Annotated in this window: 18 protein-coding genes and 2 pseudogenes; 13 read left to right on the plus strand and 7 right to left on the minus strand. The window is 58.7% G+C overall.

Annotation, left to right across the window (positions count from 1 at the left end; all coding sequences use genetic code 11):
• Positions 1-23 precede the first annotated feature (23 nt).
• The 3 genes from KGD89_RS24200 to KGD89_RS24210 all read right to left on the minus strand — a co-directional run bounded on the left by KGD89_RS24200 (position 24) and on the right by KGD89_RS24210 (position 1,827).
• Positions 24-800: a phasin family protein gene (locus KGD89_RS24200; RefSeq protein WP_025262307.1), complete on the minus strand. Its 777-nt coding sequence runs from the start codon at positions 798-800 to the stop codon at positions 24-26.
• 10 nt (positions 801-810) lie between these two features.
• A complete protein-coding gene (locus tag KGD89_RS24205) occupies positions 811-1,284 on the minus strand; it encodes a phasin family protein (RefSeq protein ID WP_025262308.1) in 474 nt (157 codons plus the stop codon).
• Positions 1,285-1,548: 264 nt separating this feature from the next.
• Complete coding sequence (locus KGD89_RS24210; protein ID WP_025262309.1) at positions 1,549-1,827, minus strand: polyhydroxyalkanoic acid system family protein; 279 nt, start codon at positions 1,825-1,827, stop codon at positions 1,549-1,551.
• A gap of 144 nt (positions 1,828-1,971) precedes the next feature.
• Between KGD89_RS24210 and ubiE the strand changes: the two genes are divergently transcribed.
• The 13 genes and pseudogenes from ubiE (at position 1,972) to KGD89_RS26510 (ending at position 12,178) form a co-directional block, all read left to right on the plus strand.
• Positions 1,972-2,742 carry a bifunctional demethylmenaquinone methyltransferase/2-methoxy-6-polyprenyl-1,4-benzoquinol methylase UbiE gene (gene ubiE, locus KGD89_RS24215; RefSeq protein ID WP_025262310.1) on the plus strand — a complete coding sequence of 257 codons (771 nt, stop codon included), beginning with the start codon at positions 1,972-1,974 and terminating at the stop codon, positions 2,740-2,742.
• Positions 2,742-3,365, plus strand: coding sequence for a ubiquinone biosynthesis accessory factor UbiJ (locus KGD89_RS24220; protein ID WP_025262311.1), 624 nt, complete (start codon positions 2,742-2,744; stop codon positions 3,363-3,365). The genes ubiE and KGD89_RS24220 overlap by 1 nt, the downstream gene beginning before the upstream one ends.
• On the plus strand, positions 3,362-4,981 hold the full coding sequence (gene ubiB / locus KGD89_RS24225) for a ubiquinone biosynthesis regulatory protein kinase UbiB (RefSeq protein ID WP_025262312.1): 1,620 nt from the start codon (positions 3,362-3,364) through the stop codon (positions 4,979-4,981). The genes KGD89_RS24220 and ubiB overlap by 4 nt, the downstream gene beginning before the upstream one ends.
• 70 nt (positions 4,982-5,051) lie before the next feature.
• Complete coding sequence (hisI, locus tag KGD89_RS24230; protein ID WP_025262313.1) at positions 5,052-5,444, plus strand: phosphoribosyl-AMP cyclohydrolase; 393 nt, start codon at positions 5,052-5,054, stop codon at positions 5,442-5,444.
• A gap of 2 nt (positions 5,445-5,446) precedes the next feature.
• On the plus strand, positions 5,447-5,779 hold the full coding sequence (locus KGD89_RS24235; RefSeq protein WP_025262314.1) for a phosphoribosyl-ATP diphosphatase: 333 nt from the start codon (positions 5,447-5,449) through the stop codon (positions 5,777-5,779).
• A gap of 42 nt (positions 5,780-5,821) precedes the next feature.
• Entirely contained in the window at positions 5,822-6,085 is a 264-nt protein-coding gene (locus tag KGD89_RS24240) for a twin-arginine translocase TatA/TatE family subunit (RefSeq protein ID WP_025262315.1), read from the plus strand.
• 3 nt (positions 6,086-6,088) lie between these two features.
• On the plus strand, positions 6,089-6,523 hold the full coding sequence (gene tatB, locus KGD89_RS24245) for a Sec-independent protein translocase protein TatB (protein WP_025262316.1): 435 nt from the start codon (positions 6,089-6,091) through the stop codon (positions 6,521-6,523).
• Positions 6,520-7,317, plus strand: coding sequence for a twin-arginine translocase subunit TatC (gene tatC / locus KGD89_RS24250; RefSeq protein ID WP_025262317.1), 798 nt, complete (start codon positions 6,520-6,522; stop codon positions 7,315-7,317). Before tatB ends, tatC begins: the two co-directional genes overlap by 4 nt.
• Positions 7,314-8,021 (plus strand): 16S rRNA (uracil(1498)-N(3))-methyltransferase, encoded by a 708-nt coding sequence (locus tag KGD89_RS24255; RefSeq protein WP_025262318.1) that lies wholly within the window; start codon positions 7,314-7,316, stop codon positions 8,019-8,021. The genes tatC and KGD89_RS24255 overlap by 4 nt, the downstream gene beginning before the upstream one ends.
• A 180-nt stretch (positions 8,022-8,201) precedes the next feature.
• Positions 8,202-9,125 (plus strand): annotated as a pseudogene (locus tag KGD89_RS26585) (methyl-accepting chemotaxis protein); the annotation flags it as partial.
• Between the two features lie 198 nt (positions 9,126-9,323).
• Positions 9,324-10,028, plus strand: a complete 705-nt coding sequence (locus KGD89_RS26590; RefSeq protein WP_450091418.1) for a methyl-accepting chemotaxis protein — start codon at positions 9,324-9,326, stop codon at positions 10,026-10,028.
• Between the two features lie 332 nt (positions 10,029-10,360).
• Positions 10,361-11,269: pseudogene (locus tag KGD89_RS26505) on the plus strand (methyl-accepting chemotaxis protein); the annotation flags it as partial.
• 201 nt (positions 11,270-11,470) lie between these two features.
• Positions 11,471-12,178, plus strand: a complete 708-nt coding sequence (locus KGD89_RS26510; RefSeq protein ID WP_404940697.1) for a methyl-accepting chemotaxis protein — start codon at positions 11,471-11,473, stop codon at positions 12,176-12,178.
• A gap of 79 nt (positions 12,179-12,257) precedes the next feature.
• On the opposite strand, the gene mdoH is transcribed toward KGD89_RS26510, so the two are convergent.
• The 4 genes from mdoH to pip all read right to left on the minus strand — a co-directional run bounded on the left by mdoH (position 12,258) and on the right by pip (position 18,524).
• The gene (gene mdoH / locus KGD89_RS24270; RefSeq protein WP_025262321.1) at positions 12,258-14,840 is read right to left on the minus strand and encodes a glucans biosynthesis glucosyltransferase MdoH; all 2,583 of its coding nucleotides are present in this window, start codon (positions 14,838-14,840) and stop codon (positions 12,258-12,260) included.
• A complete protein-coding gene (locus KGD89_RS24275) occupies positions 14,833-16,764 on the minus strand; it encodes a glucan biosynthesis protein G (protein WP_025262322.1) in 1,932 nt (643 codons plus the stop codon). The genes mdoH and KGD89_RS24275 overlap by 8 nt, the downstream gene beginning before the upstream one ends.
• A 263-nt stretch (positions 16,765-17,027) precedes the next feature.
• Positions 17,028-17,465 (minus strand): D-aminoacyl-tRNA deacylase, encoded by a 438-nt coding sequence (gene dtd, locus KGD89_RS24280; RefSeq protein ID WP_025262323.1) that lies wholly within the window; start codon positions 17,463-17,465, stop codon positions 17,028-17,030.
• A gap of 87 nt (positions 17,466-17,552) precedes the next feature.
• Positions 17,553-18,524, minus strand: a complete 972-nt coding sequence (pip, locus tag KGD89_RS24285) for a prolyl aminopeptidase (protein ID WP_025262324.1) — start codon at positions 18,522-18,524, stop codon at positions 17,553-17,555.
• Positions 18,525-18,718: the final 194 nt, after the last annotated feature.

An 18,718-nucleotide genomic window follows, 5' to 3' on the forward strand; every position in this document is an offset into this window, starting at 1 on the left:
GGGCTGGATGCAGCAACCTGTTATCAGGCCTGACCGGTTGTTGGCGTCGACGCAGGGGGGGTCGACGGCGCAGCAGCCGGAGAAGCAGCAGGTGTCGCCGAGGCCGACGCTGCTGGTTTGGCAGCAGGTTTTGCAGCCGGCTTCCTGGCAGCAGGTTTTTTCGGAGCAGGTTTGGCTACCGATTTGGCCTTGTCTGCAGTCGAAGATGCAGCCTTGCTCACAGCATCGACCGGCTTGGCGGCAGCTTTCTTGACTGCCGGTTTGGCCGCTGCGGTTTTGGTTGCAACCTTGTCTGCGGTTTTCGCCACAGTCTTGGCAGCAGCCTTGACCAGCGGTTTCGCCGTGCTTTTGGCAGGTGCTGTCGAACGGGACGCAACCGGCTTGGCCTTGGCGCCTGTCAACAGCTCGATCTGGCGGGTCAGTTCATCGACCTTGCCGTGCAACGCCTGCACTTCATTACGGCTCGGCACACCGAGGCGCGAAATGGCACTGTTCAGACGCTTGTCGAACGCGCCTTCGAGTTCATTCCATTTGCCCAGCGCGAGATCCTTCACGTCACCCACACGGGACTTGGCAGCCTTGGCAGTATCCTTGGCATTGTCGAGTTGCTTCTCGGCTTCTACCTTGGTCTGCTTCTCGGCCTTTTCGCCGTCTTTTACCAGTGTTTCAAATAACTTACTGCCGTCATTGCTGATCTTGGAGTAAGCGCCCAAACCAGCCAGCCAGATCTGGCGAGAGTATTTTTCAACCTCGCCAATCCAGGAGCTGCCTTCTTTTTCAACTTTTTTCTTGCCAGCCATCCTGCTCTCCTTAATGTTCAGGCTCGATACGTTCGAGCTTTTTGGGCTCATTACGCTCGAGCTTTTTAGGCCCGACACGTTCAAGCAATGCCGTCAGCTCATCGAGCTTAGCAGAGAGTGTCTCAACATCATGTTTAGATGGAATGCCGATCCGGTTCAAGCCCTTGGCGACACGGCGATCAAAGGCGCTTTCGATCTTGTCGAACTGAGCCTCGACACGGCCCTTGACGCCTGAAACCTCGCCTTTTATCGAATCGATTTCGCTGTTGGCCGCTTCAAGCTTTTCATCGACAGCCTTCTTGGCGTCTTTCTCCACTTTTTCGCCAGTCTTGATCAGTTCTCTGACGTACTCGGTGCCTTCCTGATTAGCCTTGGCATAAGCGCCCAGGCCAGCCAGCCAGATTTTGCGGGCATACAGTTTCACTTCGGAAAACGCTGTTGCCTGCTCGTCTTCAATTTTTTTCTTCAGGGTAGCCTTGGCCATGGTGCACCTCACTCTCGAAAGTTCAAGGAACCGCCCTTGTGGGGGCATGACTCAAAGGTACGGAGAAAAATTAGAATGCACACCCTAGTGTGGAAAACACAGTCTCCTTCGCGAAAGGCCAGGGCATCTGAAAAGAATCTATCGCTTTCAATGACGTCTCGCGGATAAATCCGCTCCTACTCAGCCGATGGCCGCGCAGGTTAGGTGGCTACTGAAGTAGGAACGAATTCATTAGCGAAGGGCGTTTGAACTCTCACCCGGCACTCAAGCCACCAGCGCCTTATCCAGCACACGTTCCACTTCGGACTTGATCGAGCCGCTCATGGCCGACAGGATGAAGTTCAGTTCGATGCTGACGCGGATAAGTGCCTCTTCAACTTCAACCTTGCCTTTGGCGCCCTTGCCTTCGAGTTTCACGGTGTCGCCGACCCACTCATGGGCCAGCCCGTATTTCTCAGACAGTTTCTCGACCAACTGCTCAGCCCTCTCCCGCGCCTTGTCACGGCCCAGAGTGTGCGGGCGCTCAACCGTTATTTTCGCCATTGGAGAGTTCCTTTTTCGTCGAATGAATCGCGGCGCAACTATAACAGTCGCTCGTCCCGAAGAAAGCCCTGACGATGAGCCTTGTCAAGACAAAGCCAGCCCTGGCGATTAGAATGATCGGCATTCTATTCCGGCGGCAGCGATATGAACGATCAGCGCAAAGGTAGCGATACCGAACCCACCACTCATTTCGGCTACAAAAACGTACCGGAAAGCCAGAAGGCCGAGAAAGTCGCTGAGGTTTTCCACTCCGTAGCGGCCAAGTACGACTTGATGAACGACCTTCTGTCCGGCGGCATGCACCGGCTCTGGAAGCGCTTCGCCATTGAGCTTTCCGGTGTTCGCACGGGCAACCGGGTACTGGATATCGCGGGCGGCACGGGCGACCTGACCCGCAAGTTCTCGAATCTGGTCGGCCCGACCGGTCATGTGGTCCTGGCAGACATCAACGCTTCGATGCTCAAGGTCGGGCGTGATCGCCTGCTGGACCTGGGCGTTTCGGGTAATGTCGAGTTCGTACAGGCCGACGCCGAGAAGCTGCCGTTCCCAGACAACCATTTCGATTGCGTGACCATCGCTTTCGGCCTGCGCAACGTGACGCACAAGGAAGATGCCCTGCGCTCCATGCTGCGCGTGCTCAAGCCCGGCGGTCGCCTGTTGGTGCTGGAGTTCTCCAAGCCGACCAACAAGCTGATGTCCAAAGCCTATGACGCCTACTCGTTCGCGTTCATGCCGTTCATGGGCAAGCTGGTCACCAACGACTCGGAAAGCTATCGCTATCTGGCAGAGTCGATCCGCATGCACCCGGATCAGGAAACCCTGAAGTCGATGATGGTAGACGCCGGTTTTGACCGGGTGACCTACCACAACATGACATCCGGCATCGTCGCCCTGCACCGCGGTATCAAGCCCTGATGCTGCTCCGGGGTCTGCTCGCCAGCGTCGAGCACGGCATCAATCGCGTGCTGCGCCTGGACAGCACGGCTGCGCCGCGTCTTGCCGCACTGACAGGCAAGATCATCGCCATCGATTGCCGTGACCCGGCCTTGCAACTGTTCATCCTGCCCAGTGACGAAGGCCTGCTGCTGGCGGCTGACTGGGCAGCCGATGCCGATTGCATCCTGCGCGCCCCGGCAGCCAGCCTGCTGCGTCTGGCGTTGAGTCAGGACAAGACCGCCGTGCTGCATGGCCCCGAAGTCGAGCTGGACGGTGACAGCGCCGTCTTGCTGGAGCTGGTCGGCATCCTGCAAGACCTGGAGCTGGACTGGGAGCATGAGCTTTCCCGCTGGCTTGGCCCGGTAGCCAGCCCGTTGCTCAGTGGCCACCTGCGCAGCCGCGCACGCTGGACCCGCGATAACTTCGCCAGCCTCAGCCAGAATGTGGCCGACTACCTGAGTGAAGAATCGCGTACTCTGGTCGGCAAACACGAGGCCGAAGCCCGCTTTGCCGAACTCGATCAGATCAAAATGGATCTGGAACGTCTTGAGGCGCGCTTTGCACGCCTCGCCCAATCCCTCAATTCCAGCGATAACGCATGAAGCTGCTTGCCGTCCGCCGTCTGTTTCGTATCAACCGCGTCGTGATCCGCTATCGCCTCGATGACCTGCTCTTCGCTCTTCCGCTGCCGTGGTGGATGCTGGCCGTACGCTTTGTGCTGCCGTGGCGCTGGTTGCCGCGCAAGGCCTCGGACCTGAACCGTGGCGCACGCCTGCGCCTGGCGCTTCAGGATCTTGGGCCGATCTTCATCAAGTTCGGCCAGTTGCTTTCGACCCGACGCGACTTGCTGCCCGAGGACATTGCCGACGAGCTGATGCTGTTGCAGGACCGCGTCCCGCCGTTCGACCAGCAACTGGCCGTGCAACTGATCGAAGAGCAATTGGGTGCAAGAATCAGCGAGGTCTTCAGCCGCTTCGACGTGACGCCACTGGCTTCTGCTTCCGTGGCCCAGGTACATGCCGCACGCCTCAAGAGCGGCGAAGAAGTGGTGGTCAAGGTCGTGCGCCCGGGCCTCAAGCCCATCATCGGCCAGGATCTGGCCTGGCTGTTCATCCTGGCCCGTACCGCCGAGCGGCTGTCTGCCGATGCACGGCTGCTGCATCCGGTGCAGGTGGTCAGCGACTATGAAAAAACCATCTACGACGAACTGGACCTGCTGCGCGAAGCCGCCAACTCCAGCCAGTTGCGCCGCAACTTCGAAGGCTCAGACCTGCTGTATGTGCCCCAGGTCTACTGGGACTGGTGCCGCCCGAAAGTGCTGGTCATGGAGCGTATCTACGGCGTTCAGGTCACCGATCTGGCGACTCTGGCCGATCAGCGTACCGACATGAAGCTGCTGGCCGAACGCGGTGTGGAGATCTTTTTCACCCAAGTGTTCCGTGACAGCTTCTTTCATGCCGACATGCACCCCGGCAATATTTTCGTCAGCACGGTCAATCCGTGGCGCCCGCAGTACATCGCCATCGACTGCGGAATCGTCGGCAGCCTGACGCCACAGGATCAGGATTATCTGGCCCGCAACCTGTTTGCCTTCTTCAAGCGCGATTATCGCCGGGTGGCGCAATTGCACATCGATTCAGGCTGGGTGCCCGCCGAAACCAAGCTCAACGAGTTCGAGGCCGCGATTCGTACCGTTTGCGAACCGATCTTCGAGAAGCCGCTCAAGGATATTTCCTTCGGCCAGGTGCTGATGCGCCTGTTCCAGACTGCACGCCGCTTCAATATGGAAGTCCAGCCGCAACTTGTATTGCTGCAAAAGACCCTGCTCAATATCGAAGGCCTGGGCCGTCAGCTCTATCCGGACCTGGATCTGTGGACCACCGCGCAACCCTTCCTGGAGCGCTGGATGCGTGAGCGGGTCAGCCCCAAGACCCTGGTTCAGAACCTGCAGACCCAGGTCGAACAGTTACCGCATATTGCAGGCATGACCCGTGACCTGCTGGAGCGCCTGTCACGGCCCCACGCTAACGACCCACCGCCGCCACGATTCGGCTCCAGCGATGGCTGGGCCTTGCGCCTGCTGGGCGCGGCACTGCTGAGTGGCGGCGCAGTGCAGGTCTGGGCGTTGAGCGCAGCCGGCCTGCCACTGTTGACGCTGACTGCATGGCCGGTTGGAATCATGCTGGTGGCCGGGCTGTATCTGATCGTTCGCCGATAGCCAGCGACGCATGTGACTGGCACACTGTTCAACCCGCCGGGATTATTGAAGCCCGGCTGCCGGAGTAGTTATGAAAGACTGGCTGGACGAAATCAAGTGGAACAGCGACGGTCTGGTGCCTGCAATCGCTCAGGATCACAAGACCGGTCGTGTATTGATGATGGCCTGGATGAACCGCGAATCCCTGAGCCTGACTGCAAAAGAGAACCGTGCAATATATTGGTCGCGTTCGCGTGGCAAACTCTGGCGCAAGGGAGAGGAATCCGGCCACGTTCAGCAGTTGCATGAACTGCGCCTGGATTGCGACGCCGACGTCATCATCCTGATGGTCGAGCAGATCGGCGGCATTGCCTGCCATACCGGACGCGAAAGCTGCTTCTACCGGGTTTATGAAAACTCGGGCTGGAAGACGGTCGACGCGGTGCTCAAAGACCCGGATGCCATTTATCACGCAGGACACTGAACATGACTGATACCTTGTCCCGTCTGGCCCAGGTGCTGGAATCGCGCAAGGATGCCGCTGCCGACAGCTCGTATGTCGCCAGTCTGTACCACAAGGGTTTGAACAAGATTCTGGAAAAAATCGGTGAAGAATCGGTCGAAACCATCATTGCTGCCAAGGATGCCGCCATCAGCGGTGACTGCAGCGATGTCATCTACGAAACCGCTGACCTCTGGTTTCACAGCATGGTGATGCTGGCGGCACTCGGTCAGCATCCACAGGCTGTGCTCGATGAGCTGGACCGCCGTTTCGGGCTGTCCGGACACGCAGAAAAAGCTGCACGCACGGCGGATTAACTACCTGTCTTTCAGGTTCGAATTTTCTACGAGGAATGCTTCATGGGTATTTTTGACTGGAAACACTGGGTCGTCATCCTGATCGTGGTCGTGCTGGTTTTCGGCACCAAGAAACTCAAGGGCCTGGGTAGCGATATCGGCGAATCGATCAAGGGCTTTCGCAAGGCCATGAACGATGACGAGAAACCTGCCGAGCAGCCACAGCAGGCTCAGGCCGCACCTCAGTCCTCGCCGCTGAACCAGCCGCACACCATCGACGGGCAGGCGCATAAAGTCGAAGAGCCGACCCGCAAAGACCAGGTGTAAGCCATGTTCGGTATCAGCTTCTCTGAACTGCTGCTCGTGGGTCTGGTGGCCTTGCTGGTGCTGGGCCCCGAACGCCTGCCGGGCGCAGCGCGCACCGCCGGCCTGTGGATAGGCCGGTTGAAGCGCAGCTTCAATGCGATCAAACAGGAAGTTGAACGTGAAATCGGTGCCGACGAAATCCGTCGGCAACTGCACAATGAGCACATTCTGTCTCTGGAAGAAGAGGCGAGAAAAATCTTCTCGCCCCACTCCGAGCCAGAACCTGCCGCAGAGCCGCAGAACGAACCGCAAGCAGCACCCACCCAGGAAATCGGTCCGGCAGAACCGGCACCCAAGAGCCAGCTGTCTCTGGAAAAACGTCCCAAACAGACGGCATCCCCGGTACCGGTCACGCCACCTTCCGCCCACGATTCGTCACTGCCCCCACGAGCCCCATGAGCGATATCCCGGAAAACGATCAGCAAATGCCGCTGGTCTCGCACCTCACAGAATTGCGTACACGCCTGCTGCGTTGTGTTGCGGCGGTGTTCCTGATTTTTGCCGGTCTGTTCTACTTCACTCAGAAGATCTACACGCTGGTTTCGGCTCCGCTACGGGTCTACCTGCCTGAAGGCGCGACAATGATCGCCACAGACGTGGCCTCGCCGTTCATCACGCCGTTCAAGCTGACCATGATGGTAGCGCTGTTCCTGTCCATGCCGGTCATCCTGCACCAGATATGGGGCTTTATCGCGCCAGGCCTGTACAAGCACGAGAAGCGTGTTGCCGTTCCTTTGCTGGTATCGAGCATCATCCTGTTTTATGCAGGCATGGCGTTCGCTTACTTTCTGGTCTTCCCGCTGATATTCCACTTCTTCGCCAGCGTGACGCCTGAAGGCGTGTCAATGATGACTGACATCGCCAGTTATCTGGACTTCGTCATGACGCTGTTCTTCGCCTTCGGTGTCGCCTTCGAGATTCCGGTAGCCGTGGTGCTGCTGGTCTGGATCGGCATCGTCGACGTGAAGTACCTGAAAAAGATTCGTCCCTACGTGATCATCGGCTGCTTCGTGGTCGGCATGATACTCACGCCGCCGGACATCTTTTCCCAGACCCTGCTCGCCGTGCCCATGTGGCTGCTGTTTGAACTGGGCATCCTGTGCAGTTCGATGATCAAGAAGCGTGGCGAACACCCGGACGACCAGCCCGACGACGCTGACAAGCAAGACCAGCCGCCCGCGACACTGTCGTGAACCTGCTGCTTCTTGAAGAGGCCGACTTCATTGCGGTCGACCGGGTCATTCTGCGCGACAGGCGCCTCAAGCACATGCAAGAGGTGCATCGCGCAGAAATCGGCGACAGCCTGCGCGTAGGCCGCCTCAACGGCTTGCTGGGCACCGCCGAACTGATTCGTCTCGAAAGCCATGAAGCCGAATTGCGCATCAGCCTGGACACTGCACCTCCCGCCAAACTGCCCCTGACCCTGCTGCTGGCCCTGCCTCGGCCCAAGATGCTGCGCCGGGTGTTCCAGACGGTTGCGACCATGGGTGTCCCGAAAGTCATCCTGCTCAACAGCTACAGAGTTGAGAAAAGCTTCTGGCAGACGCCATTTCTGGAGCCCGACGCCATTCGTGAGCAACTGATTCTGGGGCTGGAACAGGCTCGCGACAGCGTGCTGCCAGAGATCGTGATCGAGAAGCGCTTCAAACCGTTCGTCGAAGATCGTCTGCCACAACTGGCACAAGGCACGCTCGGGCTGGTGGGTCATCCCGGTGAGTTTGCGGCCTGCCCGCGAGCAGTTGAGCAACAGGTCACACTGGCAATCGGTCCCGAAGGTGGCTGGATTCCCTATGAAATCGACCTGCTGCGCAAATCCGGCCTGCAACCGGTGCAACTGGGTGACCGCATACTGAGAGTCGAAACCGCCGTGACAGCCCTGCTGGCCCGTCTATTCTGAGCCTTTCTTTTATCGGTTCCCTGACTACAGTTTTGTAATTGAGAGCCGATGTAGAAGCGAATCTATAAAAATAGATATTGAGGAGTTGTCATGTATCGCTGGTTCGCTCGAAGTCTCGCAAACGCGGGTGTAAGTTTGAAATTGGCGATCGGCTTCGGTCTGGTCCTGGCATTGACGCTGATGATTACGGCTACGGCCTGGCTCAGCACACAAGGCCTTATCTCTCGCGGAGACAGGGTTGCGTCGATCACCGATGTCAACGTGCTGACGCTTGAGCTGCGCATCAATCGCATGCGTTACGAAACACTGTACAACGCCGAAACAGCCAGCGCTGTCGTGGCAAATCTGGACAAGCTCGACGCCGCACTCAAGTCAGCCAGAGCCTTGCTCCGATCCCCTGAGAATATCAAGCGGCTGGACGCCCAGATCCAGAGCGCCAATGAGTATCGCCAAGCCTTCGGCGAAATGACCAAGGCTATCGAAACCCGTGAAGGCACTCGCAGCCTGATGGGCGACAATGCCGACAAGGCCGTTGCCGAAGTCGGCAAGATCGAAGCCGAACTCTTGAAAGCCGACAACATCCTGGCCTTCAACAATATTGTCGGTGCCAGCAAACAGATCCAGCAGGCTCGCTTTCAAGTGCGCGGCTACACCTACAGTGGCCGCGCTGAATTCGAGAAAAACGCCAATGCGGCCATCGATGAAGCGATGACCGGTATCAATACGCTGGCAGGTGATATTTCCTCGTCTTACCTGCCCATGCTGCAACAAGCCATTGCCGGCCTGAAAGGTTATCGCGCTGCTGTTGGTCAATACCGCGATGCGCAGGCAGCCAGTAAGGTAGCGCTGGAAAAAATGACGGCACTTGGCATAAAAATGCTGGCCGTCAACGATGAAATGATCGATGCACAGACCGTCAGCCGCGATGCCGAAAGCGCAAAGTCGGTCATGATGATTGCCGTCGCAACAGCCCTGGCACTGGTCTTTGGCATTCTGGCGGCCTGGGTCATCACTCGCCAGATCACCGTACCGCTGCAAAAGACACTCGACGTGGTAGAACGTGTTGCCTCCGGTGACCTGAGCCAGAATCTGGTCATTGATCGCAATGACGAACTGGGCAGGCTGCAAGGCAGTATCCAGCGCATGACCGTTTCCCTTCGCGAGCTGATTGGCGGTATCCGCGACGGCGTGACCCAGATCGCCAGCGCTGCCGAAGAATTGTCCGCTGTGACCGAACAGACCAGCGCCGGGGTCAACAGCCAGAAGGTCGAAACCGATCAGGTCGCCACAGCCATGCACGAAATGACGGCAACGGTGCAGGAAGTTGCGCGCAATGCCGAAGAAGCGTCGGAAGCGGCCGTTGCCGCCGACCAGCAGGCCCGCGAGGGTGAGCGCGTGGTGAAAGAAGCGATTTCCCAGATCGAGCGCCTGGCCTCCGCGGTCGGCAACTCCACCGAAGCCATGGGCGCGCTCAAGCTGGAAAGCGACAAGATTGGCAGCGTTCTGGACGTAATCAAGTCGGTGGCCGAGCAGACCAACCTGCTGGCCCTGAACGCGGCCATCGAAGCGGCACGGGCCGGTGAAGCCGGTCGCGGGTTTGCGGTAGTAGCGGACGAAGTACGCAGCCTCGCGCAGCGTACCCAGAAGTCCACCGAAGAAATCGAAGCACTGATCGCCAGCCTGCAGAACGGCACTCAGCAAGCCTCGAGCATCATGGACAGCAGCCGCGATCTGACCGCCAGCAGCGTGGACCTGACCCGCCGCGCCGGCACGTCGCTGGAAAACATTACCCAGACCGTGTCTGCAATCCAGTCGATGAACCAGCAGATTGCCGCAGCGGCAGAGCAGCAAAGCGCCACCGCCGAAGAGATCAACCGCAGCGTGCTCAACGTTCGCGACGTCTCCGAGCAGACCTCCGCAGCCAGCGAAGAAACCGCCGCTTCCAGCGTCGAACTGGCGCGCCTGGGCAATCACCTTCAGGTGCTGGTGGGCCGCTTCAAAATCTGACGCGAGCAGGAAGCGGTGCATGTCACCGCTTCCTTGTTCGACAGGTTACGCCCCTCAACGTGACCGGTTTCACCCGAAAGTCCTCCTCGGAAATCTCCTACGACCTCTTCAGGTCCAGCGATACCTCTCTCCTGCCGATGCGCTCATGACGCATGCCCTGCAACCTTCAGGGACTGCTTTTGCTCGCTGATCGCAGGAGAATCCCGATGTTTAGATGGATCAATCACTCGCTCGACAACATGAGCGTCAAACTCAAACTGTCCCTGGGCTTCGGCCTGGTTCTATTGCTGACTCTGGCTATCACGCTGACCGGCTGGCATGGCCTGGACACCATGATCGAGCGCTCCGAGTCGCTGTCCTCGATCGGCCAGCTCAGCAACCTGACCAAGGACCTGCGCGCCGAGCGCATTATTTTCCGCGAGGAAAATACTCAGGAAAACGCCAACCGGGTGGTAGAACGGCTCAATGAGCTTGAGGCTCAACTGGCGACGCTGCGCCGGGAAACCGATGATGCCAAAAGCATCGCGCTGCTTACCGAGCAGAGCCAGATCGTCAGCCGCATGGAAAAGGCCTTTGCCGACCTGGGGCTTGATCGCAAGGCACGCGACCAGTCGCGTATCGAGCTGGACCAGCAATCGGAACAGGCAGTGAAAGCCGTCGCACAGGTCGAAAGTGAAGTGCTCAAGGCCGTGAGCCAGGAGCAGGACAACAGCGAACGGCTGGATGAATTCACCAATATTTCCCAGCTCAAACAGCAGATCCAGATTGCCCGCTATCAGGTCCAGGCCTACACCTTTACCAACAAGGAAGCCGACGAATCGGCCGCTATCGCCGCCATCGACGAAGCACTCAAGGAAGTGCAGCAGATTGCCCAGGAGCAGGCCGACGAGAATATCCAGGGCCTCATACCCGCCAGCGAGACGTTACAGCGTTATCGCGAGCAACTGACCCGCTTCAAGGACATTCAGGTCAAGGTCGAGGTCCTTCAGGAAAACATGGAAGACCTGGGCGACAAGATGCTGGACCTAGTTGCCCGGCTGATCAGCCTGCAAAGCACCCAGCGCGATGTCGAGGCTGCTGGCTCGCGAACCCTGTTGACCAGTGTGGCCGGGCTGGCATTGCTCATCGGGCTATTGGCAGCCTGGGTCATGACGCAACAGATCACGCTTCCTTTGCAGCAGACGCTGGTCGCAGCCGGGCGCATTGCCAAAGGCAATCTGAGTAAGGATCTGGATATTCAGCGTCAGGATGAAATGGGCCAGCTTCAAGACAGCATGCAGACCATGACCTCAAGCCTGCGGCATCTGGTAAGCGGCATTGGCGATGGGGTCACCCAGATAGCCAGCGCTGCCGAACAGCTCTCGGCAGTAACGGAGCAGACCTGTGTCGGGGTCAACAGCCAGAAAGACGAAACCGATCAAGTCGCCACCGCCATGAATCAGATGACGGCAACGGTGCAGGAAATCGCCCGCAATGCACAAGAAGCCTCTCAGGCGGCGGTCACTGCCGATCAGCAGGCCCGTGACGGCGACAAGGTGGTCAGTCAGGCCATCAGCCAGATTGAGCAACTGGCCAGCGAAGTCGCCAACTCCACCCAGGCCATGAATCGGCTCAAGCTGGAAAGCGGCAAGATTGTCGGAGTGCTCGATGTGATCAAGTCCGTCTCCCAGCAGACCAACCTGCTGGCCCTCAATGCGGCCATCGAAGCGGCACGGGCCGGTGAAGCCGGGCGCGGGTTTGCTGTGGTTGCTGACGAGGTACGAGGCCTGGCGCAACGCACCCAGGAATCCACAGAGGAAATCGAGGAACTGATCGCAGCCTTGCAGAGCGGCACCCAGCAAGTCGCCACGACTCTGGACAACAGTCGCAGCCTGACCGACAGCAGCGTGGAACTGAGTCGTCGTGCGGGGTGTGCGCTGGAGCAGATAACCCGGACGGTGGCCACCATTCAGGACATGAACCAGCAGATCGCGACCGCCAGCGAGGAACAGAGCAACGTGGCCGAGCAGATAAACAGCAATGTGCTGAGGGTGCGGGATATTTCGGAACAGACCGCTGCTGCGAGCGATGAGACAGCCGCATCAAGTGTCGAACTGGCCCGGCTGGGCACTCACTTGAGGGAACTGGTGGGGAAGTTTCGGGTGAATTAAGAGCTTCACGAATAAATTCGCTCCTAGGGGGATTTTCAACACCCTAGGAGCGAATTCATTCGCGAAAAGACAGTGCAGCTTAAGCCAACACCGGCTCCGCATCCTGCTTGACCGGCTGAAGCGGCAGCAGAGGTGCATGTGGATCGGCTTCGATGGAAGCACGCCACGCAGCCAGCCACTCGGGGTGGCCTGCATTCCAGACCTGATCGTGCAGACGCCCCAGAGCGACAGGGTCGCTCAGCAGCATCAGACGCTCATGGTTGCTGAGCTTCTCGGGACCGACCTTGAGTGCATGCTCGACGCGCTCATGACGAACCGTCTCGACAGGCTGAGCCAGACGGTGACGGGAAGTCGCCAGCGCACACGCCAGGGCGTTCTGCTGAGGATCGACCACCGCACGGATGAAGCCTTCCTTCAGTGCATGCCAGCGGTTCTCGTGGGTGTACTGATCGGTGGAGATCAGTTCCTGAGGCGTGTCGTACTCTTCCGGGATCAGGAAGAAACTTTCGTCACGCGCCTTGAGACCCAGCTTGGTACGGCTGGAAATCACCGAGACCGGAATCGACAGCATCAGGGAAACCACGATCGGCGCAAGCCACCACAGGAAGCTCGGGTTCAGCCAGGCCACCAGCAAGGCCCAGCAGGCACCCAGCAAGGTTTGCGGACCATGGCGTTTGACCGCCTCGATCCATGGCGTGGAGTCGTCGTCGCGCTGCGGAGAGTTCCAGGTCGCGGCCCAGCCCAGGAAAGCAGCCAGTACGAAACGGGTGTGGAACAGCATGCGAACCGGAGCCAGCAGCACCGAGAACAGCATTTCCAGCAGCATCGAAACCGTAACCTTGAACTTGCCGCCAAATGCCTTGGCGCCCTTGGCCCAGATCAGAATGACGCTGAGCAGCTTGGGCAGGAACAACAGGACAATGGTGGTCGAGAACAGTGCGACGGCTTTTTCCGGGTGCCATTGTGGCCACAGCGGATACAGCTGACGCGGTTCAAGGAAGTAGGTCGGCTCCATCAGCGTGTTCACGGCCAGCAAGGCGGTGGACAACACCAGGAAGAAGAACCATAACGGCGCCGACAGATAGGACATCACGCCTGTCAGGAACACCGCACGGTGAACCGGGTGCATGCCCTTGACCAGGAACAGCCTGAAGTTCATCAGGTTGCCGTGGCACCAGCGGCGGTCACGCTTGAGTTCGTCCAGCAGGTTGGGCGGCAACTCTTCGTAACTGCCCGGCAGGTCGTAGGCAATCCACACGCCCCAGCCGGCACGGCGCATCAGCGCAGCTTCGACGAAGTCGTGGGAAAGAATCGCACCGGCAAACGCACCCTTGCCCGGCAACGGCGCCAGGGCGCAGTGCTCGATGAAGGGTTTCATGCGGATGATCGCGTTGTGGCCCCAGTAGTGGGATTCACCCAACTGCCAGAAGTGCAGACCGGCCGTGAACAGCGGGCCATAGACCCGGGTCGCGAACTGCTGCATGCGTGCATAAAGCGTGTCCATGCCCGAGGCACGTGGCGCAGTCTGGATGATACCGGCGTCCGGAGTAGCCTCCATCAGACGTACCAGACTGGTCAGGCATTCGCCGCTCATCACGCTGTCGGCGTCGAGCACGACCATGTAGCGGTAATCGCCACCCCAGCGACGGCAGAAGTCATCGAGGTTGCCGCTCTTGCGTTTGACGCGACGGCGACGACGACGATAGAAGATCTTGCCGAAACCACCGGTTTCGCGGCACACGTCCAGCCAGGCTTGCTGCTCGGCTACGGCGATGTCGGTGTCGTTGGTATCGCTGAGTACGAAGAAATCGAAGCGATCCAGATCGCCCGTTGCGGCAACCGACTCGAAGGTCGCACGCAGACCGGCAAATACCCGTGGCACGTCTTCGTTGCAGATCGGCATGACCAATGCGGTACGCGCACCGGCTTCGATCGGCTCGTTACCGGCGCTGGCACCGGAGATGCGGTATTTGTCACGACCGGTGAGCAGTTCGAGAAAGCCCATCAGTGCAGTCCAGAAACCGGCCGAAACCCAGCAGAACAAGATTCCGAACAGCAACAGGATACTGGTCTGCAAGGCATAAGGCAGAACCTGCCATGCGGTCTGCACGAAGGTCTGGCGAGTGATTTCGTCCAGCGAAACCAGCGACCAGCCCTGATACGGCAGAATGCCTTTCATGTACCAGCCAGCCACGATGGTCTGGCCAAGCATCAGCAACAGCAGAATGTAGCGACGAATCGAACCGACCGTACGCCAGCGCGCCTTGGGCAGATCACGGGGCAGATCGCTGTGATCGGGCTTGGGCGGGTTGGTCTTGCCGGTCAGACGACGCCAGCCACGCACCAGAATGTTGGTGCGCCATGGCTCCGGAACCACCTTGGTACGACGGATCGGTGGCGTGGCCTTCAGGCGGATACGGCCGCTGGCATCGACGTCGAGCAGTTCGGCATCCTGCAGTTCGTCAGCCGTGGACAGCGTCAGGCGACGGCCGACGGACGCCTGGGCGACCTCGGCCTTGTCGCTTACCGGCTGGGCGGAAAGACGTTCGTGCAATTCAGCGAACGACTTGCAGCTGGCAAGTTCTGCCCGCTGCTCGTCACTCATCGGCAGGTGCGCCAGGTACTCGTTCAGAGACTCTGGCACGGATAGAGAATTACTCATCGCTTGGCAACTGGTAGCTCCAGGTCTCGGTCATGACTTGCAGCGTCTTGGCCGGTTCCGGATGGGTGGGTGCGGCCTCGGCTTCAGGCTGCTTGATCTCTTTACCTTCAGCATCCTTGGCCACGTCGGCTTTCGCTACGTCAGGCTTGTCAGCTTTGGCTGCATCGGCCTTCGGTGCTTCAGCTTTCTTGGCGGGATCGGCCTTGGCTACGTCGGCCTTCGCGGCTTCAGGCTTGGCATCGCCAGCCTTGGTCGCATCGGCTTTGGCTACAGCAGCATCAGCCTTGGCAACTTCCTTGGCGGTTGCAGTTTTTGCAGCCTCTCTGGATGCTGACTTCTTGTCATCTTTGTCAGCGACAAGCACCGCAGGTTCCTTGCCAGGCTCGGCAGGAATTTCACGCAGCAGGTAGGCGCGCATCTCGGTCGGCTTGTTGCGGTCCTTGACCTTGACTCGCAGGGTCAGGCGATAGCCCTTGGTGACCGGGTTGTAGCGCAGGTTGTTCTCGACCAACTCGACGTTGTCATCAGTGGTGACCTGGCTGCGGATGGTCTTGTCTTCAGGCAAGGCGGCCAGAACCGGACCGACGAAGTCGACCAGGAATGCCAGGCTGCCGTCCGGCTGACGAACCAGGTTGGACTGCCTTACGTCACCGATGGAGCGCTGGGTCTGCTTGACCCAACCCAGATCAGGCGAATGGATGGCGTTTTCCTGCATGGTCCAGTGCAGACGGTAGTTGAACTCCATCGGCTCGCCTGGAGCAGCCAGGGTGTCGGGCTTCCAGAATGCAACGATGTTGTCGTTGGTTTCGTCGGCAGTCGGGATCTCGACCAGATCGACAGTACCTTTGCCCCAGTCGCCTTTAGGCTCGATCCAGGCGCTTGGGCGCTTGTCGTAGCGGTCGTCGAGGTCTTCGTACTGGCTGAAGTCACGACCACGCTGCAACAGACCGAAGCCACGCGGGTTCTCGACCGAGAAGCTGCTGACGGCCAGGTGTTTCGGGTTGTTCAGAGGACGCCATACCCACTCGCCATTGGCTGCCTGGATCGACAGACCGCTGGAGTCGTGCAGCTCACGACGATAGTTGGGTACACGCGAAGGCTGGTTGGCACCGAACAGGAACATACTGGTCAGTGGAGCCACGCCCAGTTTGGTGACGTTTTCACGCAGGTACATGCGCGACTTCACGTCCACCAGGGTGTTGGTACCAGGACGCAGGGTCAACTGGTAGGCACCGGTAGCACGCGGCGAATCGAGCAGTGCGAAGATCACCAGATGGTTGTCATCCGGGCCCGGCTTCTCGATCCAGAACTCTTTGAAACGAGGAAACTCTTCGCCAGACGGCAAGGCGGTGTCGATCGCCATGCCACGAGCGGACAGGCCGTAGACCTGACCCTTGCCAATCACGCGGAAGTAGCTGGCGCCCAGCATGGTCATGATCTCGTCCTGCTTGTCATCCTTATTGATCGGATACAGGACGCGGAAACCCGCATAGCCAAGCTTTTCAGTGGCTTTAGGGTCGATCTTGATGTCGCCGAAATCGAAACGCTCCGCGTCGTACTTGATCTCTTCGACGGTGGTGGCCGTGACTTCGTTGATCTTGACTGGCGTGTCGAAGTGCATGCCCTGGTGATAGAACGACAGCTTGAACGGCGTCTTGTCGGTCGCCCACTCAGCCTTGTCTTCACGGAAGCGGATCTTCTGGTAGTCCGCGAACTTCATTTCGCGCAACTCGGTAGGCAGATTGCTTTTTGGAGCCTCGAACTTCTGCCCGGCCATTTCTTTGGCCTTTGCCGCTACATCATCAAGGTTGAATGCCCACAGTTGGCCTGAACCCAGCAGGCAGACAAGAGCCGAGCTTGCCAAAAGCGCACTACGCAACCGTTTGACAGGTGTCTTTGGAGCATCACAGGGACTAACAATCACGAGCAACCCTCGCCGAAAACAGATGAAGAAACCAACGGCCAGCTATCAGATGCCGGGTTGGCGAGCATTGTTCCGACTCCGAATGGGCTTAATGATTCCCCAATCAATGTCAGAACCCGCTTCTGAATACGCAATGGACCAACTATCGTCGGTCCCCGTAGCGCGCGATTATCCAGTAGCACGCGTAACAACGCATCATGTATGACAAAGATTTTCTTGCACGCAGGGCTAATAAATCCGCGGCGGGCAGAGATTTCATCTTGTCAGGTATCAAACAAAAATGTCACAGGGCCATCATTCACGAGATGAACCTGCATGTCCGCACCAAATTGGCCCGCTGCAACGACCGGGTGCGCGATCCTGGCCTGTGACAATAAATAGTCGAACAACTGCGCACCCAAGGCCGGAGGCGCTGCTTTTGAAAAGCCCGCGCGCATGCCGCTCTTGGTATCCGCCGCCAGCGTGAACTGCGAAACCAGCAGCAGACCACCCCCGACATCACGCAATGACAGATTCATTTTGCCGTCGTCATCGCTGAACACCCGATAGTTGAGCAGCTTATGCAGCAACTTATCGGCACTGGCCTGTGTGTCTTGAGGCTCTACCCCCACAAGAACCAGAAGCCCCTGATCCACAGCACCGACAACTTCTCCAGCCACTTCCACACGCGCACTTCGCACGCGCTGTAACAAGCCTTTCATAAATAGGAAATCCCATCGCGCTGACTGTGTGGGAGCCAATTCATTCGCGAAAACAGCTTCGCGGATGAATCCGCTCCCACAAGGGGGTTACGCTTCTTCAGGTGGCAGATCAAGCAGGCGACGGGCGACCTGCGACGCCGCACGGACCAGCGCATCAGTGATACCGGGTTCGGAAGCGGCATGCCCGGCTTCGCGAATAACCTGCAACTCACTGTTTGGCCATGCCTGATGCAGTTCCCAGGCATTATCCAGCGGGCAGATTACATCGTAGCGGCCATGCACGATGATGCCAGGCAGATGCGCGATCCTGGGCATGTCGCGAATCAGCTGGTTCTCTTCCAGGAAGGCATTATTGATGAAGTAATGAGATTCGATGCGTGCAATGGACAAGGCGCGCTGAGGCTCGGCAAAACGGTCGACAACCTGCGGGTTCGGACGCAGGGTCGCGGTACGGCCTTCCCAGGTGGACCATGCCTTGGCGGCATGCATCTGGGCGATCTGGTCGGCACCGGTCAGGCGCTTGTGAAAGGCTGCCAGCAGGTTGTCGCGCTCATCCAGCGGGATCGGCGCCACGTAGTCCTGCCAGTAATCGGGGAACAGGCGGCTCGCGCCAGACTGATAGAACCATTCGATTTCCTGGGCACGGCACAGAAAAATACCGCGCAGGATCAGGGCATGCACGCGATCGGGATGGGTCTGGGCGTAAGCCAGCGACAGGGTCGAGCCCCAGGAGCCGCCAAACAGCACCCACTTTTCGATCCCCAGATGTTCGCGAATACGCTCCAGGTCTTCTACCAGATGCCAGGTGGTGTTGTTTTCAAGACTCGCGTGAGGGGTCGAACGGCCGCAGCCGCGCTGATCGAACGTGACGATGCGGTAGAGATTGGGATCGAAATAACGGCGACTTTGCGCATCGCATCCCGCACCCGGCCCGCCATGGATGAACACCACAGGCAACCCTTCGGGCGACCCGCTTTCATCGACATAGAGCACATGCGGCTGTTCCACAGCCAGATCGTGCCGGGCGTAGGGTTTGATCTGCGGGTACAAAGTCTGCATACATGCTCCATAAGTCCAGTTCAGAGGCGTCTATTATTCTGCCGTTGGGCATCATAAACCCGAAACGAGGAATGAGCATGCTGCACATTGCACATCCAGGTGGAACGATCAATGCAAGCGTTTTGCCAATTGCTCGGGTTCGCGAACCAGAGCATTGCAAGCGAGTCGAAACGCTAGCGACTTGCTCGGTTATT

Origin of the sequence: Pseudomonas cichorii, from assembly GCF_018343775.1 — a bacterium.
In the GTDB taxonomy this organism is placed as follows: Bacteria; Pseudomonadota; Gammaproteobacteria; order Pseudomonadales; family Pseudomonadaceae; genus Aquipseudomonas; species Aquipseudomonas cichorii.

Bases quoted from the DNA above. Each gene is read 5' to 3' on its own strand.
- KGD89_RS24200 (WP_025262307.1), bottom strand. From the start codon at position 800: ATGGCTGGCAAGAAAAAAGTTGAAAAAGAAGGCAGCTCCTGGATTGGC.
- KGD89_RS24205 (WP_025262308.1), bottom strand. From the start codon at position 1,284: ATGGCCAAGGCTACCCTGAAGAAAAAAATTGAAGACGAGCAGGCAACA.
- KGD89_RS24210 (WP_025262309.1), bottom strand. From the start codon at position 1,827: ATGGCGAAAATAACGGTTGAGCGCCCGCACACTCTGGGCCGTGACAAG.
- ubiE (WP_025262310.1), top strand. From the start codon at position 1,972: ATGAACGATCAGCGCAAAGGTAGCGATACCGAACCCACCACTCATTTC.
- KGD89_RS24220 (WP_025262311.1), top strand. From the start codon at position 2,742: ATGCTGCTCCGGGGTCTGCTCGCCAGCGTCGAGCACGGCATCAATCGC.
- ubiB (WP_025262312.1), top strand. From the start codon at position 3,362: ATGAAGCTGCTTGCCGTCCGCCGTCTGTTTCGTATCAACCGCGTCGTG.
- hisI (WP_025262313.1), top strand. From the start codon at position 5,052: ATGAAAGACTGGCTGGACGAAATCAAGTGGAACAGCGACGGTCTGGTG.
- KGD89_RS24235 (WP_025262314.1), top strand. From the start codon at position 5,447: ATGACTGATACCTTGTCCCGTCTGGCCCAGGTGCTGGAATCGCGCAAG.
- KGD89_RS24240 (WP_025262315.1), top strand. From the start codon at position 5,822: ATGGGTATTTTTGACTGGAAACACTGGGTCGTCATCCTGATCGTGGTC.
- tatB (WP_025262316.1), top strand. From the start codon at position 6,089: ATGTTCGGTATCAGCTTCTCTGAACTGCTGCTCGTGGGTCTGGTGGCC.
- tatC (WP_025262317.1), top strand. From the start codon at position 6,520: ATGAGCGATATCCCGGAAAACGATCAGCAAATGCCGCTGGTCTCGCAC.
- KGD89_RS26590 (WP_450091418.1), top strand. From the start codon at position 9,324: ATGACGGCAACGGTGCAGGAAGTTGCGCGCAATGCCGAAGAAGCGTCG.
- KGD89_RS26510 (WP_404940697.1), top strand. From the start codon at position 11,471: ATGACGGCAACGGTGCAGGAAATCGCCCGCAATGCACAAGAAGCCTCT.
- mdoH (WP_025262321.1), bottom strand. From the start codon at position 14,840: ATGAGTAATTCTCTATCCGTGCCAGAGTCTCTGAACGAGTACCTGGCG.
- dtd (WP_025262323.1), bottom strand. From the start codon at position 17,465: ATGAAAGGCTTGTTACAGCGCGTGCGAAGTGCGCGTGTGGAAGTGGCT.
- pip (WP_025262324.1), bottom strand. From the start codon at position 18,524: ATGCAGACTTTGTACCCGCAGATCAAACCCTACGCCCGGCACGATCTG.